Origin of the sequence: Ureibacillus sp. GCM10028918 (genome assembly GCF_042666115.1) — a bacterium.
Taxonomy (GTDB): Bacteria; Bacillota; Bacilli; order Bacillales_A; family Planococcaceae; genus Ureibacillus.
In genome coordinates this window covers 1-25,441 of sequence record NZ_JBHTFK010000002.1, presented here as the reverse complement: position 1 = coordinate 25,441, position 25,441 = coordinate 1, and the positions used below count along the sequence as shown (strand labels likewise).

The window sequence follows — 25,441 nt, the reverse complement described above, 5'->3', positions numbered from 1 at the left end:
GGACGCATTTATTAGCTAAATTTTACCATATGATACTTTTTCTTGCCACGTCTGATGATGGCAAACGCGTCTTCTAGACGGTCCTTTCCATCTATCACGTAGTCAAGGTCTGCTATTTTTTCTCCATTCACTGAAATCGCACCATTCGTTACATCTTCACGGGCCTGGCGTTTTGAAGATGAAATTCCAGCTTCTACAATTAAGTCCACAATATTTTTATCTTCTTTAACCAGCTCAATAGAAGGAACCCCAGCGAAGGCTACTTTCATCTCTTCAACAGATAAAGTCTTTAAGTCCCCGGAGAATAAAGCTGCTGTAATTTTCTCAGCCTGTTCTAAACCAGCCTCGCCATGGATTAGCTTTGTCATTTCTGCTGCTAAAGTTTTTTGAGCTTTACGCAAATGTGGTTCTTCCTGCACTGTAATCTCTAATGCTTCAATTTCTTCACGTGATAGGAACGTGAAGATTTTTAAATATTTGATTACATCAGAATCAGCTGTATTTACCCAAAATTGGTAGAACTCGTATGGTGAAGTTTTTTCAGGATCTAACCAAACAGAACCACCAGCAGTTTTACCAAATTTCGTGCCGTCTGCTTTTGTTACTAATGGAATTGTAATACCAAAGGCATTCGTTTCTTCCTCATGTGTTTTTCTGATTACTTCAAGTCCAGTTGTAATATTGCCCCATTGGTCTGACCCACCAACCTGGATTTTCACATTGTAGTTATCGTATAAATAGTTGAAATCAAGACCTTGAATAATTGTGTACGTAAATTCAGTAAATGAGATTCCTGATTCTAAACGGGAAGCAATAGTATCTTTTGCTAAAAGGTAATTCACATTCACTAATTTTCCATAATCACGCAAGAAATCAATAACGCTTAATTTTCCAACCCAGTCATAGTTATTGACAAGTTGTGCACCATTTTCCTTTTCACTAAAATCGAAAATACGCTCCATTTGTGCTTTTAAGCCTGCTACATTATGTGCAATTTGTTCTTCAGTCAATAAATTTCGCTCAGAAGAACGGCCAGATGGATCGCCAATCATTCCTGTTGCTCCACCAACTACCAATACAGGTCGATGTCCAGCCTGTTGAAATCTGCGTAGCGTCAGAAGTGGTACGATATGCCCAATATGCATGGAATCAGCTGTTGGATCAACCCCAACATACAGTGCTACCTTTTCTTCATTTAATAATTTTTCCATTCCTTCAGCATCAGTTTGTTGGTATAACAAGCCGCGCCATTGTAAGTCTTCTAATAAAGGGTTTGTCATTTTTTATCCTCCATTCATACTCTTTGCATTATTAATAATCAATAATTAAAATAAACCAAAAAATTGCAACTAACCCACAAGTGTTCACAAATTAAGATTTAAAGATTGGAAAACATAAAAAAGCCCCAACACGCAAAATCAATTGCATGCTGGGACGTTAATTAGCAAATTTAACGCGGTACCACCCGGCTTGAAGAAGTCTTGATAATAGAACCTCTTCCTCTTTGAGACGTTTTAACGCAACGCGGTCGTTCAAGCTCCAAGAACGTAATTCGTGTTTACACTGTGTCTAGCTTTCACCGACCGCTAGCTCTCTTAAACAGGGAATGAAAACACTACTTCAGACTTATCATTGCTTGAAAAGTATAATGATTATTCTACTCGTTTTAAATTCAATGTCAATATCTATGTTCGCACTATAGTGAATTATGCTATAATAAACGAGATTTTAGGGGGTGACGTTTCGTGAAAGTATGGATGAATCGATTTATAGAATATATACGAGAACTAAATGCGAAATTAGATAGATTAGCTGCGTCAAAGCAAATGAGCAGAATAAGAATAACAGGAAGTGTTATTTGGAATTTAGTCCTTATTTTCTTGATTTTTACGACTACAGCAGTCGTTTTTGTTGGTGGCCTGGGACTAGGTTACTTTGCATCACTCGTTAAGGATGATGCGCTCATTTCTAAAGCAGAAATGAGAGACCAAATATATAATTATGACGAAACCAGTGAAATTTATTTCGCAGGTGATATTTATATAGGAAAGCTGCGTACTGATTTGGAAAGAAGGGAAACTTCGATTGCTAAAGTATCTCCTACACTTATTAATGCTGTACTTGCAACAGAGGATGAGTATTTTAATGAACACGAAGGAATTGTTCCAAAAGCCGTTTTACGCGGACTTTTACAAGACATTACAAACTCATCTACTCAAACAGGTGGTTCTACATTAACCCAGCAATTAATCAAAAATCAGATTTTAACAAACGAAGTCTCATATGAACGAAAAGCAAGAGAGATATTACTAGCAATTCGTTTAGAGAAATTTATGACGAAGCAAGAAATAATAGAAGCTTATTTAAATATCATTCCTTATGGCCGTAATGCATCCGGTAAAAACATTGCCGGCGTAGAAACTGCGGCACAAGGCATATTTGGAATTTCAGCATCTGAATTAAACTTGGCACAAGCTGCCTATATTGCAGGAATTCCACAAGCACCATTTGCACATACACCTTTTACCAATACAGGCGAGATTAAGGATGCTGAAGGTCTAAAACCTGGTATTGATCGTAAGGAAACTGTTCTTAAGCGTATGTTAGCGGTTGGTTATATTACTAAAGAAGAATATGAGCAAGCTGCCAACTATGATATTACGAAAGACTTTCGTGATCCGGAACCAGAAGCTACAGACAACTATCCATGGCTTACATATGAACTAGAAGATCGAGCAAAAGCAATTATTGCACGGATACTGGCAGAAAAAGATGGAATCGATCCCGAACGTTTAGATGAAGAAGAAAACTTGGAAGAAAAATATATGATTCTAGCAGATCGTGATGTACGTTCTGGTGGTTACAGAATTTATTCGACAATCGATAAGGGAATGTATGATGCAATGCAGGAATCTGCACAGAACTTCCAGAGTTATGGTCATACTTTTACAACTACCCAAATTGATGAGGAAACTGGCGAAGAAATTGTGATTGAAGAACCAGTTCAAGTCGGTAGTATCGCTATTGAAAATAATACAGGTAAAATTCTAAGTTTTGTAGGTGGACGAAAATTTAACTTGGAGCAGCAGTTTAACTACGCAACACAGGCATACCGTCCAAACGGCTCGACAATGAAACCATTATTAGTATATGCACCCGCGATTGAATATGGTGTAATCGGTGCTGGAAGTCCGGTAGCAGATGTGAAGTTTACTCTAGGTTCATATAGTCCTTCTAACTATATCGAAAGTCAAGAACTGGGGATTATTCCAGCTCGGGAAGCTTTAGCCAAATCTCAGAATTTACCCGCATTACGCTTATATGATGCAATTCGAGATCGAAAGCCTGCAAGTTTCTTAGAACAGATGGGCTTCACAAAAGTAACGCCTGGCGATTATGAGAACCTTTCTGCCGCTATCGGTGGTTTGACTTACGGAACAACCGTGGAAGAAAATACAAATGCATTTGCCACATTTGCAAATGGTGGCCAATTTATCGATGCGTATATGATTGACAGAATTGAAGACTTGGATGGCAATATTATTTATAAGCATGAAGTTGAACCTGTCAAAGTATTTTCACCTGAAACCTCTTATATGGTTACAGATATGTTAAGAGACGTTTTAGATGAAGGGACAGCAACTAGAGCAAACAGTGCATTAAAATTCTCTTCTGATTTTGCTGCTAAAACGGGTACAACGAATGAGCATAAAGACGTATGGTTAGTCGGATACAATCCAAATATTTCGCTAGGTGTATGGTTAGGCTATGATCAAAACAAATCGCTTTATCAATTTAATAATACTTATGGGCAACCAAGTACACGAGTAAACTTATTATGGGCGAGTTTAATGAACTCCTTATATGATGTAAATCCGGAGTTAGTCGATCCTCAGGGACAATTTGAACGACCTGCCAATGTGGTTAACGCATCGTTTTGCGGTATTTCAGGAGATGCTCCTTCAACAGCATGTACACAGGCCGGTTTAGTTCGTTCAGATTTATTTAATCGAAATGTATTCTTGCCAAGCAAAGTCGACGAAAGTTTAAATGCATCCTCATCAGTAATGATTAATGGTAAAGCGTATATTGCCTTGGATTCGACACCAAGGGAATTTGTAACTACAGGAGGATCAGGTATAAATTCCGAATTTGCTAGCAGAATACTTGGTCGTCTTGGTGGAGACCCTTCAAAATTATGGCCAGGTGGAACAAGTAATGTTGTATCATCTGCAAGATTCAATGCAGACGGCAGTCCGCCACAGGCAGTATCAGCTTCTCTTTCAGGGAATGCCATAACTTGGTCTAAATCGGCATCTAATGATGTTATTGGATATCGTGTTTACGATATTACGAATGGTAGCCGCACCCATGTAACTACATTGAGAGATGGCAGTGGGCGTCAATCCACTATTACCAGTGGCAGGTCTTACATTGTAGTAGCTGTTGATATTACTGGATTAGAGTCAGCTCAATCGAACACAATTACAACAGTTGCAGCACCACCAACAGAACCTGAGCAACCACCAGAAAATAATAAACCGGACCCCAATGAAGGAAATGGTAATCAAAATGGTGATACTGATGACGGTTCCAATGATGGTACAAATGGTGAAACTCCTAATGGTAATGGTGAAGGAAATAGTAATGGAGACGGCGATAATAACGGTGGTGGAAACGGTACAGGCAATGATACTGATCCTGGTAACGGAACAGGACAAACCCCGCCAACAGATACAAATCAATAGTACGCTGGGCTTATCATCTAGTCTTCATGCTAGATAAGCCCGTTGTTCCAAAATTGTTATTCTAGAAAAAAAGCTCAGTCTCTTAAGAGACTGAGCTTTTTTCTTCTACTAATATCTTTTTCAAAATTTCAACTGCCTCATCTATTTCTTCCGTTGTAACCGTTAATGGTGGTAGAAGTCGAAGTACTTGAGAACCTGCTGCAACAAGCAATAAGCCCTCTTCCTCTGCTTTTCCCACTAAAGATGCAACTTCTTTCCCACAATCTAAGCCTATTAATAAGCCTTTACCTCGAATTTCAAATTGCTCCTGTGCAAGAGCTTCTTTTAACTTGCCGATAAGATAGTGTGATTTTTCTTGAACTTCATTCAGGAAGGAAGAGTCAAATACATGATTGACTACTGTTTGAGCAACAGCTACACCTAGAGGATTTCCTCCATATGTTGTTCCATGTGAACCTGGGCCAAATGTTTCATATAAATCTGATGTACCTAATATTCCACCAATCGGGAATCCGCCGCCTAATCCTTTTGCCATGGATACTATATCAGGTTTTAAAGGTGTTTGTTCGAAGGCAAAACGTGTACCCGTACGACCAATCCCTGTTTGGACTTCATCCACAATAAGTAATACATCACTATTTTCACAGATTTCATTAATTGCTTGCGCAAACTCTTCCGTTACTTCAATAATACCGCCTTCTCCTTGAATCACTTCAAGCATGATTGCAGCCACTGTCCCATCAACCGCCTCCTTAAGCGCGTCTGCATCATTAAAAGGAAGATACGTAAACTGATCTACTAGCGGTCCAAAACCTTTTTGAATTTTTTCTTGTCCTGTGGCAGACATTGCACCAAAAGTCCGTCCATGGAATGAATTTTCAAATGTAATAATATGGTGTTTCCCTGTATGTTTTCTGGCTAATTTAATTGCTGCTTCATTTGCTTCTGCTCCACTATTGCAAAATAATGCATGAGCTAAGTGATTATCCTTCACTAAACTTTCCGCTAATGCAACCTGACCTGGACTCTCAAACAAATTACTCGTATGCCAGATTTTTTCGCTTTGTTCCTGTATTGTTTTTACTAATGCTGGATGTGCATGACCTAAACAACAAACAGCAATTCCACTTGTAAAATCAAGATATTGTTTTCCATCAGCATCCTTTACAATCGTTCCTTTTCCTTCAACAATGCTAATTGGTCTTCTAGAATAGTTATTAAATAAAGCATTCATTTGGTTAGCTCCTTATCGAATTTTCGTGTCGGAATCTCCTACCGCTTTGCAAATGACTCATTAACAGAAGGAACAATCACAGTACCTGTTAATCGATCATCAACAATTTGTACTGATGGGACACCGGCTTTTAGCACTTGCATCGCCCCTTCTACCTTTGGAATCATGCCACCATAAATATGGCCTTCCTCAATCCATTGATTGATTAAGCTTGGGGTTGCTTCTTCTTGGTATTCTCCTTCAATACGAATCCCAGAAACATCTGTCACAAGCAGTAAACTTTCTGCTCCAATTGCCAATGCTACATCACTTGCAACCGTATCTCCATTTATATTAAGTGCTTGGCCGCTGACAGTTGCCCCAACACAAGCTATTACAGGAACAATATGATTGGCGCATAAAGTATTTATTAGTTGCGTGTTCACGCTCGTTACCTTTCCTACAAATCCATAAGTATCTTGCTCTAAATACTCGCTTTGCAGTAGTTGACCATCAAATCCGTTTAAGCCTATTGCCATAATCCCTGCTTCATTCAATTGGCCAACTAAAGCAGGATTTACTTTTCCTATTAATGTTGATTGCACAATGTTGATTGCTTCTTCATTTGTAATACGAATTCCATTTAGAACAGCCGAGCTAACCTGTTGCTTTTCAAGCTCTCTATTAATTGCCGGTCCACCACCATGGGTAATGATGATATCGTACCCTTCTTGCTGCAAAGTTTTGAAATTGGAAAAGAAGGCTCTATTTAAGCCTTCTAATGTACTTCCGCCAAGCTTGATGACGATTTTTTTACGAACGGTAGGAAGCATTGATTTGAACATAGTCATAAGTTAAATCGCACCCCCATGCTAATCCGTGCCCTTCGCCCTGACCTAGTGACACGTAAATTTTCACTTCATTCGCTTTTAGGATTTTAATTAATTCTTCTTCAGAAAATGGTACTGGTTCCCCATTTTGAACCATTAATGCTTCACCAATTTTAATTGTAATTTTTTCTGGGTCGACAGTAGCACCACTATACCCAACAGCTGCAATAATACGGCCCCAGTTTGCATCATTTCCGAAGACTGCTGTTTTTACCAACGGGGAACCAACTACAGTTTTGGCAATTTTACGGGCTTCCTCATCCGAGATCGCTCCAGTCACTTCTGCTTCAATTAATTTTGTTGCCCCTTCTCCATCACGAGCAATAGCTTTTGCAAGATCTTCAGCAACTACTTGCAATGTACTATAAAAATTATGCCAGTCTGGATGTCCAGTTGTTAAAGATTCGTTCCCTGCTAATCCATTTGCCATGATAATAACTGTATCATTTGTAGATGTATCGCCATCCACCGTAATTGCATTGAATGTTAAGTTCGTAATATCTGAAAGAGCTTTTTGCAGCACATCCGATTCAATATTTGCGTCAGTAGTAATGAATCCAAGCATCGTTGCCATATTCGGCTCAATCATTCCAGAGCCTTTCGCAGTACCTGAAATTACCACTTCCTTGCCATCGATCAATGTACTATAAGTCGTATTTTTCATGACAGTATCCGTCGTTAAAATTGCTTGTGCAAAATCAATCCCATGCTCCAATGTGTTTCCCAAATCCAAACTCTCAACACCGGCACGGATTGGTTCCATCTTCATAATCTCACCAATTACACCTGTTGAAGCAACACCAATTAATGAAGGGTCAATTCCAAGCTTCATCGCAGCCAAGCTTTGCATTTCATATGCATCTGCTATACCTTGTTTTCCTGTACAAGCATTTGCGTTTCCTGAGTTTACGATCAATGCTTGCATTTTACCTGACTGGTATACTACCTCTTTTGTCACTTTTAACGGTGCTGCTTGAATGGCATTCGTAGTAAATACCCCCGCTACACTTGCTGGAACTTCACTTACTAAAAGAGCTAAATCCTTTTTCTTATGTTTGATGCCACAATGCATACCAGCTGCTGAAAATCCTTTTGGTGACACAATATTTTTACTCGATAGTTTTCTAACCTCATATAATGTATTCAATATATTCTCCCCCTTAAATAAATAACGGAATAACGTCCAGACCAAGCGTTTGTGGTAGGCCCGACTGAACATTCATATTCTGGATTGCTTGCCCTGCAGCACCTTTTACTAAATTATCTATTACACCAACAATAGTAGCTCGGTTTGTTCTTTCATCTAACTTAACAAAGATATCGCAATAGTTTGAACCCTTCACGCGATTTGTTCCCAGAAAAGAACCATCTTCCACAACTCGCACAAAGGGGTGATTTTTATAGGTTTCTAGTAAACAATCAATTAATTGTTTATTCGTAACACCTGGTGATACTTGCGCATATGAAGTTGCTAATATTCCGCGCGTCATTGGGACTAGGTGCGTATTGAACGTAATAGCCGTCTGGACGTCTGCAAACATTGCAATTGCCTGTTCAATTTCTGGAATATGTTGATGTTCATTTACTTTATATATTGAAAAGTTTTCATTCATCTCGCTATAATGCGTTGTTTGGGAAGGCTTATTGCCTGCACCGGAAACACCGCTTTTAGCATCAATTACTAAGTAGTTTGGATCGATTAGCCGTTCCTTTATTAAAGGTAGCAGTGAAAGTAAAACAGCGGTTGGGTAACAACCTGGATTGGCTATTAAACTAGCTGATTTTATATTTTCCTCATTCCATTCAGTAAGTCCATAGACACTTTCCTTAACAATAGATTCCGGTGCCGGAGGTTTTTTGTACCACTGTTCATAAACACTTAAATCTTTTAGGCGATAGTCACCTGAAAGGTCTATCAGCCTTGGACCAATACCAACTAATGGAGGTAATAGCTTACTTGTGACACCCGAAGGAGTACTTGTAAATACAACATCAAACCCAGCTAAAGTCTCAACATCAATTTTTTGTAATGGTGTATCGTGAATCGATAACAAATGTCCAAATTTTGATGAAAAAATGGCACCTTCTTCAGAAGAAGTAAACAGTTCAATTTTTTCAACTTCTGAATGATTGTGTAAGAATCGGATTAGTTCTAATCCGCCATACCCTGTTGCCCCTATTATTCCAACTTTCAATTCATCCACCCCTAAAATTAGAAATCCTACTTGTGTCAAAATCTTGTGAGTTGTCCTATTTTTTTGCAGATTACTTGCTTCTCTTCTTCCTAATCTGCCATAATAACGTTAGTATAATTCTGCATAATTATTTAGTCAACTGTATTTTTATATATTTTCAAAATTTTCCTACGCATAATAAATAGGGTACTCTATCATATTTTATATCAGAGTACCCCTCTAAAAAATTGTATAAATATTAATATTTTAATAAGAATTTGTTAATAGTTCCCAAAACTAAAATTGCCAGATAACCATGTTGACTCCTAAATTACTATTACCCTAACTTTGATCACTTCTTTTTAACTAGTGAAAAAATTAATCTTCCATTGTTGATAAATCACCTGTTGGCAATTTTAATTCCCATGCTTTTAAAACACGGCGCATTATTTTGCCACTCCTGGTTTTCGGAAGCTTCTCTTTAAACTCAATCTCTCTTGGTGCAGCATGAGCAGCAAGACCACTTTTAACAAAATGACGAATGTCTTCAGCTAATTGATCGCTCGCTTCTACACCTTCACGCAAAGCAATGAATGCTTTAATAATTTCTCCTCGGACAGGATCTGGTTTACCTATAACCCCAGCTTCGACAACATCTGGATGCTCAAGCAATTTGCTCTCTACTTCAAATGGACCAACACGTTCACCAGAGGTCATGATCACATCATCAATACGCCCCTGGAACCAGAAGTACCCATCCTCATCGATATAAGCAGAATCGCCTGTAATATACCATTCTCCTTTTAAGAAATACGAATTGAATCGTTCAGGGTTTCCCCAAATCCCGCGCATCATGGATGGCCAACCTTTTCGAATCGCCAAATTACCCATTGTATATGGTGAAACTTCATTTCCTTCATCATCGACAACGCTTGCATAAATGCCTGGTACAGGTTTTCCCATTGAACCTGGCTTAATTTCCATGGAAGGATAATTACAAATAATATGACCACCAGTTTCAGTCATCCACCAAGTATCATGAATTCTATGGCCAAGTACTTCCATTCCCCATCGGATTACCTCAGGATTTAATGGTTCACCTACTGAAAGAATATGACGAAGAGTAGAAAGATCATAATGCTCCAATATACTTGGACCTGCACCCATCAACATTCTGAATGCCGTAGGAGCACTATACCAAACCGTTACACCATATTGCTCAATGGCACTATACCAATTTTCAGGACTAAAACGCCCACCAACTATTAAGTTTGTTACTCCATTTAACCATGGACCAAAAATACCATACGCAGTACCTGTTACCCATCCAGGATCTGCAGTACACCAAAAGATATCTTCTTCTTGTAAATCTAGAACCCATTGTGTAGTCTGGTAATGTTGAATCATTGCATTATGAACATGCAAAACCCCTTTTGGAGCGCCTGTTGAACCAGAAGTATAGTGCAGCAACATCCCATCCTCTCGGTCAACCCACTCTATATCAAACGTACTTGAAGCTTCTTTAATTCGACTTGCAAAGTCCACAATTTTATCATTTTCTTCGATTTGTTCCCCAACAACGAAGATTTTTTCTAAGTGTGGCAGCTTCTCTACAGGCACTCTCTTTAATAGGCTTGGAGTCGTAACTAAAGCTTTCGCCTCACTGTCCGCTAATCGATCGTACACGGCTCCTTCCATAAATGCTTCAAACAATGGACCAACAATAACGCCCATTTTAATAGCGCCCAATAGAGAAAAATACAGTTCCGGTGAACGCGGCATAAAGATAAATAAACGATCACCTTTTTCTAAAGTTGTTTGGTTTTTAAATATGTTGGCTGCTTTGTTCGAAAAACGCTTTAAATCATTAAAGGTGTAGCTTTCTTTTCTTGATCCATCATCAAAAAACAAGGCTACTTTGTTTTTTCGAAAGCTTTCGGCATGTCGATCAATGGCTTCATAAGCTGCATTAACCTTCCCCGTTGCATGCCAGCTAAAAGCTGTTTCTGTTTCTTGCCAATCGAAAGCCTCAATTTTTTCATCATAATTTTCTAAATGATGATTCCTGCTTACAACTGTTAATCTGTCCGTAATTTTTATCCCCATAAAAATTACCCCTTTCAATCAATTTCTCCGAAACTTTTCCACAATAATAATATTGGAATGTTATGGAATAAAATTACTTGCGAATTATACACTTTCTACTAAAATACAAAGCGATAATTTTTCAAACTATGAATACTAAGTGTTAGTATACTAGTTTGAATACCTATTATTTTACAATATTCAGAACATTTTGAGTTAAATATTTTAAATTTTAAAACAATTAATGTATTTTTAACAAATAACAGCGATTTTGTGCATAATTTATCATATAATGGAAGTATCAAACTTATGTGGAGCGAATTACAATGAAACATACTAAAACCTTTTATTCCATAGGTATGGAAACAAGGCACGGTCCAGTCACAATAGAAGGTCCAGTGCCTTCAGAATTGCTAGAAAAATATAGTTTTCATGAAGATTTAGTATCATTTAGACCTTCCATGCAGCAAAAAAAGGCACTAGTTGAAATTGCAAAACTAGAAGAAGGACGAATCATAATAATCCGAAATGACGAAACCGTCTTAGGCTACGTCACTTATTTATATCCAGACCCATTAGAGAGATGGTCTGAAGATCAAATAGAAAATATGATAGAACTCGGTGCGATTGAAGTTATTCCCTCTTACCGTGGGTGTGGGGTAGGTAAAAAATTATTGTATGTGTCTTTTATGGATGATGCCATGGAAGATTACTTGGTTATTACTACTGAATACTATTGGCATTGGGATTTAAAAGGCACGGGGTTAAATGTATGGGATTATCGAAAAATGATGGAGCGATTGATGAAGAATGTCAATTTCGAATATTACGCAACCGATGATCCCGAAATTACATCCCATCCTGCTAATTGTTTAATGGCAAGAGTTGGTAAACGGGTAAATAATGAAACAATGGAACGATTTGATCGATTACGTTTTAAAAATCGTTTCATGTACTAAATTTGAAAGGAGGAAGCAACATGATGATTATTGAAGAAATTATGAATAGAGATGTCCATTCTTTAGCACCTTCCAATACGGTAAAAGATGCCATTAAAATTATGAGGGAAAAGAAAATCAGGCATTTGCCTATTGTCGATGAAAGAGAAAAAATTGTTGGGATCATTACTGCACATGATTTAAAAAACATACTCCCATCTTCCATAAAGGAAGGGTCAAATTTAACAACTTATGAAACAGCTCTTGAAAAAATCATGGTAAAGAACCCCTTAATAGGACATCCGCTTGATTTTGTTGAAGAGGTTGCCCTTACACTCTATGAATCCAGAATAAGTTGTCTCCCCATTGTATCAGGCGGCAAATTAGTTGGTATCGTAACGACGACAGATTTACTTTATACATATATTGAGTTGACAGGAGCGAACAGGCCTTCTTCAAAAATTGACATTAAAGTAACTGATAAGCCTGGTATTTTATCTGACATTACCGAAATCTTTAAAAAGCACAATGCCAATGTCTTAAGTGTATTAGTTTATCCAAGTTCCAACCATGAAGAAAACAAAATCGTAAGTGTCCGAGTACAAATGATTAATCCTTTGTCCATTATTGAAGATTTACGTAAAGAAGGCTTTGATGTACTATGGCCAAATTTACCCGGAGTGGGTCCATTATGAAGAATGCGGTATTTATTTATTCGCCGGAACAACTCGGATATAAGTTTTCAGATACCCACCCATTTAACCATAAGCGATTATTATTAACAATCGATTTACTAAAAGGGATTAATGCCCTGTCGGACGCAGATATTGTACCTGCGAGAATTGCTACTGAAGAAGAAATAGCTCTTGGTCACGATAAGAAATATATCGAGATTGTAAAAAAAGCAGGCCATGGCTTATTAACCCCTGAGCAATGCGAAAGCTACGGCATTGGTACAGAAGATACTCCCATATTTGGCAATATGCATGAAGCAAGTGCATTATTGGTCGGAAGTACATTGCAAGCAGTCGATTATGTTATGCAAGGCAAAAGTCGCCATGCCTTAAATTTGGGTGGCGGACTTCATCATGGCTTTCATGGCCGCGCATCCGGTTTTTGCATCTATAATGACAGTACTGTTGCAATTCGCTATATGCAAAGAAAATATAACGCTCGGGTTTTATATATAGATACAGATGCACATCACGGAGACGGGGTCCAATGGGCTTTTTACGATGATCCGAATGTTTGTACTCTTTCCATTCATGAAACAGGTCGCTATTTATTTCCTGGTACCGGGAATGTAACAGAACGCGGAAACGGTCAAGGGTACGGCACGTCATTTAATTTTCCAATTGATGCGTTTACTGAAGATGAGAGCTATCTAGAGATCTATGAACAGGCGGTAAAAGAGGTATTTGACTACTTTAAGCCGGATGTCGTCCTTACTCAAAACGGTGCTGACGCTCACTATTTTGACCCACTTACCCACCTTTATGGAACGATGAAAATCTATCAAGAGATACCGAGGTTGGCACATAAACTTGCACATGAATATTGTGATGGGAAGTGGATTGCTGTTGGTGGGGGCGGATATGATATTTGGCGGGTTGTTCCAAGGGCCTGGTCCTTCATCTGGACTGAAATGAACGATATGTCTTTACCAACAGGTATGCTCCCCCAAAAATGGCTGGATAAGTGGCAGGCTGAATCTCCTGTAGCGCTTATTCCAACATGGGAAGATCCAAATCCCCTATACGAACAGATTCCAAGAAAGCTAGAAATTGAAGAAAAAAACGCCCAAATGCTGATGAAAGCACTGCATATGATTCGGGCTGAAAAAAGATAAACGAAAAAGCAGCTCCGCTTAAATACGAGCTGCCTTTTTTTATTTAACCGAGTTTCGTTTTTCGATTCGGTGAGGAATGATAACCGATTGATCTTCTATATTCTCTTTATTCATTAATTTTGTCAGTAATCGCATCGCTACGGCGCCAATATCGTATAGCGGCAATACTACACTCGTTAGTTGCGGACGTACCATACGGGCAAGTTTCGAGTCTTCAAAGCTAATTACTTCAACCTCATCCGGAACCTTTTTCCCATTATCCTGCGCACCATGGATTAGCCCAATTGCTAATTCATCACTTCCTGCAAAGAAGGCAGTTGGTGGTTGCTCGAGACTATTTAAGCTTTCCCATGCTTCAAGACCACTATCATAAGTGCCATCATCTGAGATGATTAACTGTTCATCTATTTCAAGGTTTACATCTGTTAATGCTTTTTTATAAGCCTCAAGTTTGAATCTAGAATTGATGGTATATGCAAGGGGACCTGAAACAAATGCTATACGTTTATGGCCATTAGCTATTAACATTTGAACAGCTTCAAAAGACGCTTGGAAGTAATCGATGTTAACCGAAGGAAATTTGTTCGTTTCATCCACTGAACCAGCAAGTACAATTGGTACAGGGGAATGTTCCATTGACTGATGAAGCTTTGGAGTTACTGCATCACTCATCATCACGATTCCATCCACTTGCTTTCCTAACATTGTATCTAATAGATTCAGTTCTTTATCTTCATTTTGGTCAGAGTTCGCTAAAATAATATTATAGCGATACATTGTCGCTATATCTTCTATACCACGTGCTGCTTCAGCATATATATTATTTGATATATCTGGGATAATGACCCCTACAGTAGTTGTTTTTTTACTTGCTAACCCACGAGCTACCGCATTTGGTCGATATTCCAAGCGTTCAATAACTTCTAACACTTTTTTTCTTGTCGCAGGTTTTACATTTTGGTTTCCGTTAACTACACGTGACACCGTCGCCATTGAAACATTAGCTTCACGTGCAACATCATAAATCGTTACAGTCAAAGGATACGCCTCCTTTTAAGTCAAATTAGTATTTCCATCATACGACAATTTCCATTTCTTTTTCAATATAAAGCATACAATCTTTAGAAAGATTAAACATTTGTATATCTTAAACTGTAACAATTAGTACAAGAAATACACTGGGCAAAATCAAAAATACCATTTTCCTTTAATAGGAAAATGGTATTTTTTCGATGTAGCGAAAATTTGATTTCCGTTTCGGGTACGCTTTTTTGCGGACAGTTCTTAAGCCTGTAGTCTCAGGCGTCGTTATTCTGCAGAAAGTTTGCACCTGTCGCTTTGCTTTCGGTGCAGAAAGTTTGCACCTGTCGCTTTGCTTTCGGTGCAAAAAAGACATTGCTGTGTAGCGAAAGACATAACCGACAGTTACACTCGACCCTACACTCCAATCAATTCATAAAGTATCCGATACTTATGTTATTTTCCGCTAATTTCCTTGAGAATTTCTACTTGGTCTAAGCATCTTAGTTCTTTATGCTTTTAACTCATATTGTTTCATGAATTTTTGAATCTCATTGTAGAATGCATCGAATTCCGGGATATCCATTTGTTGTTGAGAATCCGAAAGTGCTACAGATGGATCTGGATGTACTTCTGCCATAACTCCGTCGGCACCAATCGCGATTGCTGCTTTTGCACATGGCAATAGTAAATCACGACGGCCAGTTGAATGCGTTACATCCACAAATACAGGTAAATGTGTTTCTTGTTTTAATATCGGCACAGCAGAAATGTCCAGAGTATTACGTGTTGCTTTTTCGTAAGTTCGGATACCGCGCTCACATAACATGATATTTTGATTTCCTTGCGACATAATATATTCAGCAGCGTGAATAAACTCATCAATTGTAGCTGCTAAACCACGCTTTAATAGTACCGGTTTATTTGTAGATCCTACAGCTTTTAATAACTCGAAGTTTTGCATATTACGAGCACCAATTTGGATTACATCTATATAATCCAGTGCTTCTTCAATATGGGCTGGTGTTACGATTTCTGTCACAACTGCTAACCCATATTCTTTTGAAATTTGTTTTAAGATTTTTAGCCCTTCCAGACCTAAACCTTGGAAATCGTATGGAGAAGTACGAGGTTTGTATGCTCCACCACGAATCATTTTTAACCCTTTTGCTTGAATTGAAGCTGCAACAGCTGCAACTTGTTCATATGACTCTACTGAACATGGACCAAATACGAATGTTGGGCCTCCTGTTCCTACTGTTTCGCCATTGATTTCAACTACTGTATCATCTGATTTTTTCTTGCGTGATACAAGAAGTTCTTTTTTCTTATCTGCCTCTAATTGCTTTAATGCCGTTTTGAATATTTGCTTAAATATATAATCGACCGTCATTTGATTTAACGGACCTTTATTATGCTCTTTTAAAAGATTTAACATATGGCGCTCACGAAGAGGATCATATCGGTTAACACCTTGTTTTCCCTTAATTTTGCCAATCTCATCTACAATCTCTGCTCGTTCATTAATTAAACGTAAAATTTCTATGTTTAATTCGTCTATCTGACTGCGTAATGCTTCTAAATTTTGCTCACTCATTTCTTTTCTCCTCTCCTTTTCTGTATGTTACTCTTTTGAAGAACATCAAAATGTATGATACATTTTAAGTTAATAATCATATTATAATCAACAAATTTCAAATTGTCACGCTTTTTTCTTTAGCGATTCAACTCGCTAAAGTATTTTGTTGATTTTCCTTGAAAGGAAGCGGTTCCACATGAATTCAAAATTGTTTGCTTTAGATATAGGTACACGCTCAGTTGTCGGGATTATTTTGGAAGAGCACAACGAACATTTCCATGTAATCGATATCCTTATAAAAGAACATAAAGAGCGCGCTATGGTGGATGGACAAATACATAATGTTATATATGTAGCCGACTTAATAAAAGAAATTAAAAGTGAACTCGAAGATAAGTACGGACCGTTACCAAAAGTGAGTGTAGCGGCCGCCGGACGGGCATTAAAAACAGAGCAAGAAAGTGTTACGCTTAACATTAAAAATCGACCTATTTTTACTGAAGAAGATATTAGCCGGTTGGAACTGCAGGCTGTTCAACTAGCACAAGAAAAGCTTCTCTCATCTAATCAAGACGACCAAATAAGTCACTATTATTGTGTTGGCTATTCTGTATTATTTTATAAGCTTGATGGAGAAGAAATCGGTAGTTTAGTAGACCAACAAGGTGATGAAGCAACAATTGAAGTAATCGCAACATTCTTGCCAAGAGTAGTTGTGGAATCTTTACTTGCTGCTTTAAAACGGGCTGAACTAGAAATGGAAGCATTAACTTTAGAGCCCATAGCAGCCATTAACGTACTTATCCCACCATCAATGAGACGTTTAAATGTCGCTTTAGTTGATATTGGTGCAGGTACTTCCGATATTGCCATAACCGACAAAGGGACAATTGTTGCTTATGGCATGGTGCCAATTGCTGGAGATGAAATCACCGAGGCTTTAAGTGATCATTATTTATTGGATTTCCCTGTTGCAGAAATTGCAAAACGGCAGTTATCTACTGAGGAAAATGTAGTGATTCAGGATATTCTAGGATTCGAGCAATCCTACCCTAAAGAAGAGGTTGTCCAAGCGATCCATCCTTCTGTAGAAGCCCTTGCAAAGGCAATTGGCAGTGAAGTATTACGATTGAATAATCAAACCCCTCCCAAAGCTGTAATGCTCGTTGGAGGTGGCAGTCTAACTCCAAATTTACCAAACGAATTAAGTAAAGTTTTAAATCTTCCAGTGAATCGTGTAGCCGTTCGTGGAATTGACGCAATTCAAAACCTGACGAAGGAAGAGTCAATTCCAGCAACGCCAGAGCTAGTGACTCCCATTGGAATTGCCATTGCTGCAAGGAAGGCACCAATTCAGTATATGTCAGTAACCGTTAACGAGCAGGTAGTAAGATTATTTGAAATGAAGGAAATGACAGTTGCCGATGCATTTTTATCAGCGAATATTCGAGCTAAACAGCTTTATGGTAAACCAGGTCAAGGTATAGCCATTTCAGTAAATAACCAGGATATACTGATTCCAGGTGGTCATGGGCTTCCTGCAACAATCCTAGTAAATGGAGAGAATGCTTCTACCAAAACAACAATAAAAAGTGGAGATATTATTACCTTAGTCGAAGGACAAGATGGAAAGGATGCAAAAGCAACAGTTCGAGACATCGTGGACGACGCTCTAATTAAAAAAGTAACTGTCCAGGATACACCCTATACGGTTGAGCCAATAGTGACATTAAACAATAAAAAAAGTTCAGTTCATCAAGAGCTTAAGGATCGAGACTCACTTCAAGTTGAAACAATAGAAACGATAGAAGAGTTACTTAATCATCTTAAGCAAGCCGACAATTTGAAAAAATTGCAGCCATTCTATCTAAATATCGATGGAAAACCTGTTTTCTTTCCCGAGTTTTCTTCAAAGCTGCTATTGAATGGAAAACCATGTAAACTAACATATCCATTTAAGAATGGGGATACCATTCAAATTGAAAATGGGACAATCCCTACAATAGAAATGGTCGCTAATAGCTTAGATCTTATTCTTGAAGAGAAAATCGTCGTATCCTTTCAACAAAAAACTTTAGAACTAAAAAAGATATGTCGAGAAGTACTTGTTGCTGGTGATAGCGTTCCAGCAACATATAAAATTTTAAATGGTACCTCTTTATCGATTGTCGAGAAGGATATTAATAAATGGAAGTACCAGGATATATTCCGCTTTTCTAATTGGCAAATACCAGAAAACTTTAAAGGACAATTTACAATATTACGAAATGGCCTGCCTTCTTCATTTGATGAAGAGATTTTTGGCGGCGATCAACTTGAAATCCTTTTAACTGAATAACCAGCGCAGTCGACATAGGCGGAATGCTAGCACATACTCATGAATAAGACTACTTCTTTCGAAACCCAGTTCATTTTTGGGTCTTCACCTGCTTATGAAAGCTGCTATTTTCAGAACCTAGAGTCAAGTCCAAACCATTGTGTAAATTCCTAACAGCCTTTTTTGATCAAATTTGGAAGGGTCGTTCATCTGCCTCATGAACTACCGTTCCTTGCTCATGCTTTTAAAAAAACCAGGTAGAGAAAACATTTAGTTTTCCCTACCTGGTTAATTTTTCTAAATAGAAGAAGGTCTTGACACTTCTGCTATGTCTACACCTTCGTATGTTTCGTTTTCTAACGGTTCTTCGCCTTCATATGAAACGGTACCGTCATCAAATACAGTTGGAACCTTTGAAGTTTTATATTTTACCTTATCAACAAGTTGAGTTGATTGTTCTTTTAATTGATTGGAGATTTGAACGGTCTTTTCTTTTGCGGTTGTTGACAATGTAGCACTCTTATCCTTGATTAACTCGGCTTGGCTGGCGACATCACTACGCAAGTCTTTCCCCGTTTTAGGTGCAAGCAATAAACCAGCTGCTGCTCCAACAATTCCACCTACCAATGCTCCAATAACAAAATCTTTCATGTTCACCGACTCCTCCTCATAAATTGCATCATTTCCTGTATAAACTTGAGGTAAATTTGGTAATTCATTTTTTACTTCGTTATAGTTTGGTTTTGCCCCTGACATTTCTTCTCATCCCCTTTTTTATGTTCTTCGCTTAAATTTAGAAGATTTCTTAACGATTTCTTCTGTAGCTTCTTCCACGTCTACTTGATCAATGGTTTTACGCTGTTTCCATTTATCCGCAATTTCCATAGCCACATTACCCCATTGAACAACTTGAGCTATCTTTTCTTCATTTTTGCTTACTTCCGACGAAATGGATGAAGTAATCTGGTTAATCGATGTATTTAAACCGTTTACCGAAACCCCAATATTTTTTACGGCATCAACTACAGTATTCAACTTCTCAGATTTCTCCGTAATGTCTTCTGCAAGCGTGTTTGTTTTTACTAAAAGGGAGGTTGTCTCACGTGTAATTCCTTCCATCTGCCCTTCGATCCCAGCAATTGTACCTGCAATGCTATTCAAGGTATTTTTTAAACCGAATAGGGTCATTCCAACACTAATACATAAAATCAAAATGCCTAATGCTGCCAGTAATGCTGCGATGTATAAAATGATTTCCATTAAATTACCTCCTACGTCTACTACTCCCTATTATTCGACAAAATTTAAAGCGAATCCTTCTGTTTAGAAAAAACAGCCTAAACTTAGGCGTTTAAGCTGTTTCTTCCTTACTTTTCAAAACATTCTCAAATGCATTTTGATACTTATTGACATCTCCTGCACCCATAAATAAGAAAACAGCATCGGCATGTTCTTTCAAAAGCTCAATTTTATCTGTTTGAAGAATTTTACTATTCGGTATTAAATCCTGTAAATCTTCAATTGATAATGCTCCTTGCTTTTCTCGAGCTGATCCGAAAATATCACATAGATACACTGCATCTGCTTTTGATAAGCTATCGGCAAACTCTTGTAAAAATGCTGCAGTACGACTGAATGTATGAGGTTGGAAAACAGCTATAACTTGTCGATCAGGATACTTTTGACGTGCTGATTGTATTGTTGCCTTTATTTCTGTTGGATGATGTGCGTAATCATCTACAAGAACACTATTCCCAATTTTCGTCTCAGTAAAACGTCTTTTTACTCCGCCATAAGTACGTAATCGTTCTTGAATTAACTGAGCTGGAATTCCTTCATAATGACAAAGTGAAATGACGGCAAGTGCATTTAATACAGTATGATCACCATATAGTGGAATAAAGAATTTATCATAATATTCATTCCTTACATAAACCTCAAATGTCGTGCCTTCCGTTGACTTTTCGATATTTCTAGCTGCAAAGTCATTATTTGCACCGAAACCATAATACACTACTGGAACATTTGCCTGGATTTTTTGTAGGTGTTCATCATCACCACATGCGATAATTGCCTTATTTACTTGAAGTGCCAACTCTTGGAATGCCGAGTAGACATCCTCGATTCCTGCAAAATAATCCGGATGGTCAAAGTCAATATTTAACATCACCGCATAATCTGGGTGATACGCTAAAAAGTGACGTCGATACTCACAAGCCTCCATTACAAAGAAGCTTGCGTCCTCTTTACCTGAACCCGTGCCATCGCCAATTAAAAAGGATGTTGGCATGAAGCCCGCGATCACATGGCTCATTAGCCCAGTTGTCGACGTTTTACCATGTGCACCAGTAATCGCAATAGATGTGTAACGATTAATATAATCACCCAAAAACTTATGATAACGAATTACTTCAATGCCTAACTCTTTTGCGCGTACAATTTCTGGATGTTCATCCGGAAATGCATTGCCGGCAATAACAGTCATACCTTCTTTAATATTGTCAACGCTAAAAGGCAAAATTGTGATATTGCGCTCTCTTAGCGGTTTTTCTGTAAAATAATGAGTTTCATAATCAGAGCCTTGAACTTCTTCTCCTGAATCAAATAAAATTTGAGCCAATGAACTCATTCCTGAACCTTTTATTCCTGTAAAATGATAAAATGTCATATTTTAAACCTCCCGGGATCCACAGGTCCCAATGAATGAACGTTTGTAATTAAAGTTAGTTTGTGCCAATTCAACAAAACTTACCCCATTATAGCATTATTTTTTGTAAAGAATAATGCAAAATATCTTTATTTTTTTCATCCATTCATTCATTTATTCGTATTTTTATTTTTATTATTGAATGCTTCCCGTTTCAGGTCATGAAACGTTAGCTTGTTTTAATTATTTACTTTTTCCTTGCAAAAAAATGAGAGGGATTCCCCCTCATTACTCAAACATTGAGGTTAAGTCAGAGTCTGTAATATAAACCTCCCTAGGCTTACTTCCCCTTGGCTCTGAAATATAACCTTGGCTTTCCAACATATCGATCAAGCGTGCTGCTCGATTATAACCGATATGATATTTTCTTTGTATTGAAGAAGTGGAAGCAGAACCTTGTTCATGAACAAATCGGCAAACTTCCTCAAATAACTCATCTTGCTCTTCTACCATTTCGGTTTTCTTGAGTAATTCATCTTGTTGGAAGAAATAATCTGGTTCTCCCTGTCCTCTTACATGATCAATAATTTCCTCAATTTCATCATCTGTTACGAATGTACCCTGCAGTCGAATTGGTGCACTCATACCATTCCCCAAGTACAGCATATCCCCTCTACCAAGCAGTCTTTCTGCACCTTGGCTATCTAAAATTGTACGCGAGTCAACTTGCGAAGAGACCGCAAAGGCAATACGCGTCGGGATATTCGATTTGATTAATCCTGTAATAACATCAACAGATGGCCTTTGAGTTGCTACGATTAAATGAATTCCGCATGCTCTTGCTTTTTGGGCAATACGACAGATTGCTTCTTCTACATCTGCCGGGGACATCATCATTAAATCTGCAAGCTCGTCAATTACGATCAAGATATAAGGTAATTTGTGCCCATGCTCACCTTTTGAATCCGCTAATTTATTATAACGCGGTAAATCACGTACTCCGACATGAGCAAATAATTGATAACGTCTTTCCATTTCTTCTACTGCCCATTTCAAGGCTGCAGTTGCTGCCTTCACATCGGTAATGACCGGGCTGACCAAATGCGGAATATGATTAAATGGTGCTAGTTCCACCATTTTAGGATCTATTAACATTAGCTTTAACTCATTTGGGTCAGCTTTATATAATAAACTAACTAAAATCGAATTAATACAAACGGATTTGCCTGATCCTGTTGCCCCTGCAATTAATCCATGCGGCATTTTTCTTAAATCAATTGTTACTGGCTTACCAGTTAAATCTAAACCTAATGCTGCTTCCAGAGGAGATTCAGATTCTAAAAAAGAATCGCTGCATGTTACTTCAGATAATTGCACAGCTCGGGAAATACGATTCGGAATTTCAATCCCTATTGTACTTTTACCAGGAATAGGGGCTTGAATCCTAATATCCTTTGCTGCTAAAGCAAGCTTTAGATCATCTGACAGATTACGCACTTTACTAACTTTAGTTCCCTGACCGACTGTTATCTCAAATTGGGTAACGGCTGGCCCCTGTGTAATCGACTCCACTTGTGCTGTTACTTGGAAATAGGATAAAGACTCTACTAACACATCGGCCTGCGATTCCAACCACTCGCGATCTTCTGTTTTTTCTTCAGGCGGTGATAAAAAATCCAGGGAAGGCTTTGAATATACTTTTGGAAAAGATTTGTCCTCCGGGTTATTTGCAGCAATTTCTTTAGGCGTTTCCTCAATCGTTTGTAAAGGCACAGTTTCCCCTTCTTGAATAAGGACCATTTGGTCTTGCAGCTCTTCGTCTTTCTGTAAGACCTTTGTTTGATCCTCATCGTTCTTATCATCCACTTTTAGCGTAGGTACTGTAGATTCAGTATGTGAAGTACCTAGAGAATGCTCTATCTTATGTTGTTCTTCGGTATTAGTTATCTGCCTATGCATTTCTTTATTATCATCATTATGTTGAAGCATTTGTTTTTGTGCTAATTTGGCGGCATATTTTTCTTTGTCAGATTTCAGCATCAACACATTAAACGGCAATTTGCTGCCTTTAGATTGTGTTGGTTCAGCTGGATTTGCTTCACTTTCACTCGGCGGATTACTAATTTCATCTACCTTTGATTCGTAATCTTCAGTTGCTACGGATGCCTGATTCTGTCTTTCATTATATAAGTCGACTGCAGCGAACCTTTCTTGCTCCTGATTTGTTTGGATTTCTGTTTCTGATTCCAGTTCACTATCATCTAAAGCAATCGAAACCAACCTTTGTACTTGAGTACTTTGGATAGGTTCTAAACTAGATTCGTGGGAATATTCTGTTTCTGGATAAATGTCATCGGGTTTTATATTGTTATGAATAGCTTGGTCAACTTGTAATTCTTCAAACGACATTACTTGCTCTTCATGATAAGCTTTGTCTTCAATTACTTTTTCTTCTTCGACATATTGTTCTTCCTCAAGAATTTCCTCAAGTTGCGGCTCATTTTGTTGATTCGTCAAATCAAGTTTAGAAGATTTAAATTCTTCCACCTGAACCCAATCAGATTCTTTTTCAACTTTCAAGATTTCAGTTCCAGCAGGTACTGCATCAAGTACCGTCACTGCTGCTTCTTGTTCAGCGTGTGATTGTAAGTTTGCTTTAACCGGCTGAATAATTTCCTCACTACAAGCTTCTTCAACAACTCCCTCGTCAACTGACTCGGCTAGAATTGGAAAATCGACAGCTTTTTCTTCTGATTCTTTTAAGACAATTGGTTTTTCTTCCAACTCATCCTCAATATCAATAAAGCTAGTAGTTTTGGCTTCTGGTTTTTGTACAGGATCGAAAAGTATTTGATCTTCGTTACTTTCACTTATTTCTGCTGAACTTATAATTTCCTTCGTTACTAACGTAACTTCTGAAAGTGTTGATTCAACTTTATGTTCATGTTGTGATTGTTTTGTGTCCTGCGTCGCTTTAATCTCCTCTAAGTCATTCTCCATTTCATTTGACTTTGAACCTACTTTTCCATGCTTCTTCGACAGGAGATGGTCAATATTACTTGGCTTTTTAAAACCATAAACAGGTGATGGTACTTGAGTTGGAACAAATCTTCTTTTTGGAATAAGTTCATCCTCTTGTTCAACCACATTCTTTTTTATTGGTGTCGTATTTTTAAATTCCTTTTTTATCGGATCCTGTTTTTTTATATTGTCACCCCGCCGAATCAAGGTAGATTCCTGACGATTGATAACATTGGAATGCCCTTTTATTCGTTGGCGTTTTTCTAGTAAATCGCGGATTCCTGAAACCTCAACATCAAATACCTTGGAAATAGCATTTGGCTGATAAAAATATTTCGTATCCTTCTTTTTCTCTTCGAAACTATCAAAAACTTGATTTAGTGATTGTGAATGATATGACTGATTAGCCTCTAAAGGCGATTCCATTTCATTGTCTCCTATTATTGGAAACTTAAAGCTTTTTCTCTTGTTTGGAATATCTTCATCTATCTGACCATCTACATTTTCGATTGAAGCAGATATTTGTTCTTCAATTATTTCATCTTCATAGTATTCTTCCACATCATCTATATCATTATCAAATAGTTTATTAATCTGTTTTTTAAACCAGTTCATTATTTATCACTCTTTTCTATCAACATAGCTATTTCATTATAAAGTAATTATATGTAAGTAGGCACCAATATTTAACCAATGATTCCAAATTCTTAGGGAATGCTGTGCCATTTCACATTAGATTAAACCAAATTATTCAAAAACTAGCTCGAAAGGTAAATATAATATAAATCTACCTTTGTTAGCAAAATCATATCATAATTACATTGCAGTAAGATAACAATGTTAAAACATTTCTATGAAAAATCGAGTAGGAGGGAGTGATGAACTCCCGACCTCTCACACCACCGTACGTACGGTTCCGTATACGGCGGTTCAATTAAGATGGACAACGCAAAGTTTCGT

At 37.8% G+C, this 25,441-nt stretch carries 17 protein-coding genes and 1 other annotated feature; of the genes, 5 read left to right on the top strand and 12 right to left on the bottom strand.

Annotated features, from left to right (window positions below):
- Positions 1 to 11 precede the first annotated feature (11 nt).
- Complete coding sequence (gene tyrS, locus ACFQU5_RS00115; RefSeq protein ID WP_390283403.1) at positions 12 to 1,280, bottom strand: tyrosine--tRNA ligase; 1,269 nt, start codon at positions 1,278 to 1,280, stop codon at positions 12 to 14.
- A gap of 147 nt (positions 1,281 to 1,427) precedes the next feature.
- Positions 1,428 to 1,642, bottom strand: a binding site (T-box leader).
- Between the two features lie 115 nt (positions 1,643 to 1,757).
- Between tyrS and ACFQU5_RS00110 the strand changes: the two genes are divergently transcribed.
- Positions 1,758 to 4,748, top strand: a complete 2,991-nt coding sequence (locus ACFQU5_RS00110; RefSeq protein WP_390284668.1) for a transglycosylase domain-containing protein — start codon at positions 1,758 to 1,760, stop codon at positions 4,746 to 4,748.
- 82 nt (positions 4,749 to 4,830) lie between these two features.
- Here ACFQU5_RS00110 and argD read toward each other — a convergent pair whose 3' ends face one another.
- From argD to acsA, 5 genes are all read right to left on the bottom strand, one after another.
- The gene (gene argD, locus ACFQU5_RS00105) at positions 4,831 to 5,982 is read right to left on the bottom strand and encodes an acetylornithine transaminase (RefSeq protein ID WP_390283400.1); all 1,152 of its coding nucleotides are present in this window, start codon (positions 5,980 to 5,982) and stop codon (positions 4,831 to 4,833) included.
- Between the two features lie 38 nt (positions 5,983 to 6,020).
- A complete protein-coding gene (gene argB, locus ACFQU5_RS00100) occupies positions 6,021 to 6,812 on the bottom strand; it encodes an acetylglutamate kinase (protein WP_390283397.1) in 792 nt (263 codons plus the stop codon).
- Positions 6,775 to 7,998, bottom strand: a complete 1,224-nt coding sequence (gene argJ / locus ACFQU5_RS00095; protein WP_390283393.1) for a bifunctional glutamate N-acetyltransferase/amino-acid acetyltransferase ArgJ — start codon at positions 7,996 to 7,998, stop codon at positions 6,775 to 6,777. The genes argB and argJ overlap by 38 nt, the downstream gene beginning before the upstream one ends.
- Before the next feature lie 13 nt (positions 7,999 to 8,011).
- The gene (gene argC / locus ACFQU5_RS00090; protein WP_390283390.1) at positions 8,012 to 9,046 is read right to left on the bottom strand and encodes an N-acetyl-gamma-glutamyl-phosphate reductase; all 1,035 of its coding nucleotides are present in this window, start codon (positions 9,044 to 9,046) and stop codon (positions 8,012 to 8,014) included.
- A gap of 357 nt (positions 9,047 to 9,403) precedes the next feature.
- Positions 9,404 to 11,131, bottom strand: a complete 1,728-nt coding sequence (acsA, locus tag ACFQU5_RS00085; RefSeq protein WP_390283387.1) for an acetate--CoA ligase — start codon at positions 11,129 to 11,131, stop codon at positions 9,404 to 9,406.
- 305 nt (positions 11,132 to 11,436) lie between these two features.
- Here acsA and ACFQU5_RS00080 point away from each other — a divergent pair, with 305 nt between their 5' ends.
- From ACFQU5_RS00080 to ACFQU5_RS00070, 3 genes are read left to right on the top strand one after another with little or no spacing between them, the layout of a single operon-like run.
- Positions 11,437 to 12,069 carry a GNAT family N-acetyltransferase gene (locus ACFQU5_RS00080; RefSeq protein WP_390283384.1) on the top strand — a complete coding sequence of 211 codons (633 nt, stop codon included), beginning with the start codon at positions 11,437 to 11,439 and terminating at the stop codon, positions 12,067 to 12,069.
- A gap of 23 nt (positions 12,070 to 12,092) precedes the next feature.
- The gene (locus tag ACFQU5_RS00075; RefSeq protein WP_390284666.1) at positions 12,093 to 12,743 is read left to right on the top strand and encodes an acetoin utilization AcuB family protein; all 651 of its coding nucleotides are present in this window, start codon (positions 12,093 to 12,095) and stop codon (positions 12,741 to 12,743) included.
- The gene (locus ACFQU5_RS00070) at positions 12,740 to 13,897 is read left to right on the top strand and encodes an acetoin utilization protein AcuC (protein ID WP_390283381.1); all 1,158 of its coding nucleotides are present in this window, start codon (positions 12,740 to 12,742) and stop codon (positions 13,895 to 13,897) included. Before ACFQU5_RS00075 ends, ACFQU5_RS00070 begins: the two co-directional genes overlap by 4 nt.
- A 39-nt stretch (positions 13,898 to 13,936) precedes the next feature.
- Here ACFQU5_RS00070 and ccpA read toward each other — a convergent pair whose 3' ends face one another.
- Both ccpA and ACFQU5_RS00060 read right to left on the bottom strand, forming a co-directional pair.
- Entirely contained in the window at positions 13,937 to 14,935 is a 999-nt protein-coding gene (gene ccpA / locus ACFQU5_RS00065) for a catabolite control protein A (RefSeq protein WP_390283378.1), read from the bottom strand.
- Positions 14,936 to 15,428: 493 nt separating this feature from the next.
- Entirely contained in the window at positions 15,429 to 16,514 is a 1,086-nt protein-coding gene (locus ACFQU5_RS00060) for a bifunctional 3-deoxy-7-phosphoheptulonate synthase/chorismate mutase (protein ID WP_390283376.1), read from the bottom strand.
- Positions 16,515 to 16,692: 178 nt separating this feature from the next.
- On the opposite strand from ACFQU5_RS00060, the gene ACFQU5_RS00055 reads away from it, so the two are divergent.
- Positions 16,693 to 18,834: a cell division protein FtsA gene (locus ACFQU5_RS00055; RefSeq protein WP_390283373.1), complete on the top strand. Its 2,142-nt coding sequence runs from the start codon at positions 16,693 to 16,695 to the stop codon at positions 18,832 to 18,834.
- Positions 18,835 to 19,110: 276 nt separating this feature from the next.
- On the opposite strand, the gene ACFQU5_RS00050 is transcribed toward ACFQU5_RS00055, so the two are convergent.
- The 4 genes from ACFQU5_RS00050 to ACFQU5_RS00035 all read right to left on the bottom strand — a co-directional run bounded on the left by ACFQU5_RS00050 (position 19,111) and on the right by ACFQU5_RS00035 (position 25,096).
- Positions 19,111 to 19,569, bottom strand: coding sequence for a YtxH domain-containing protein (locus ACFQU5_RS00050; RefSeq protein WP_390283371.1), 459 nt, complete (start codon positions 19,567 to 19,569; stop codon positions 19,111 to 19,113).
- Between the two features lie 18 nt (positions 19,570 to 19,587).
- Positions 19,588 to 20,073, bottom strand: coding sequence for a DUF948 domain-containing protein (locus ACFQU5_RS00045; RefSeq protein WP_390283368.1), 486 nt, complete (start codon positions 20,071 to 20,073; stop codon positions 19,588 to 19,590).
- A 91-nt stretch (positions 20,074 to 20,164) separates the two neighbouring features.
- Positions 20,165 to 21,481, bottom strand: a complete 1,317-nt coding sequence (murC, locus tag ACFQU5_RS00040) for a UDP-N-acetylmuramate--L-alanine ligase (RefSeq protein WP_390283365.1) — start codon at positions 21,479 to 21,481, stop codon at positions 20,165 to 20,167.
- Positions 21,482 to 21,748: 267 nt separating this feature from the next.
- Positions 21,749 to 25,096 carry a DNA translocase FtsK gene (locus ACFQU5_RS00035; protein ID WP_390283362.1) on the bottom strand — a complete coding sequence of 1,116 codons (3,348 nt, stop codon included), beginning with the start codon at positions 25,094 to 25,096 and terminating at the stop codon, positions 21,749 to 21,751.
- Positions 25,097 to 25,441: the final 345 nt, after the last annotated feature.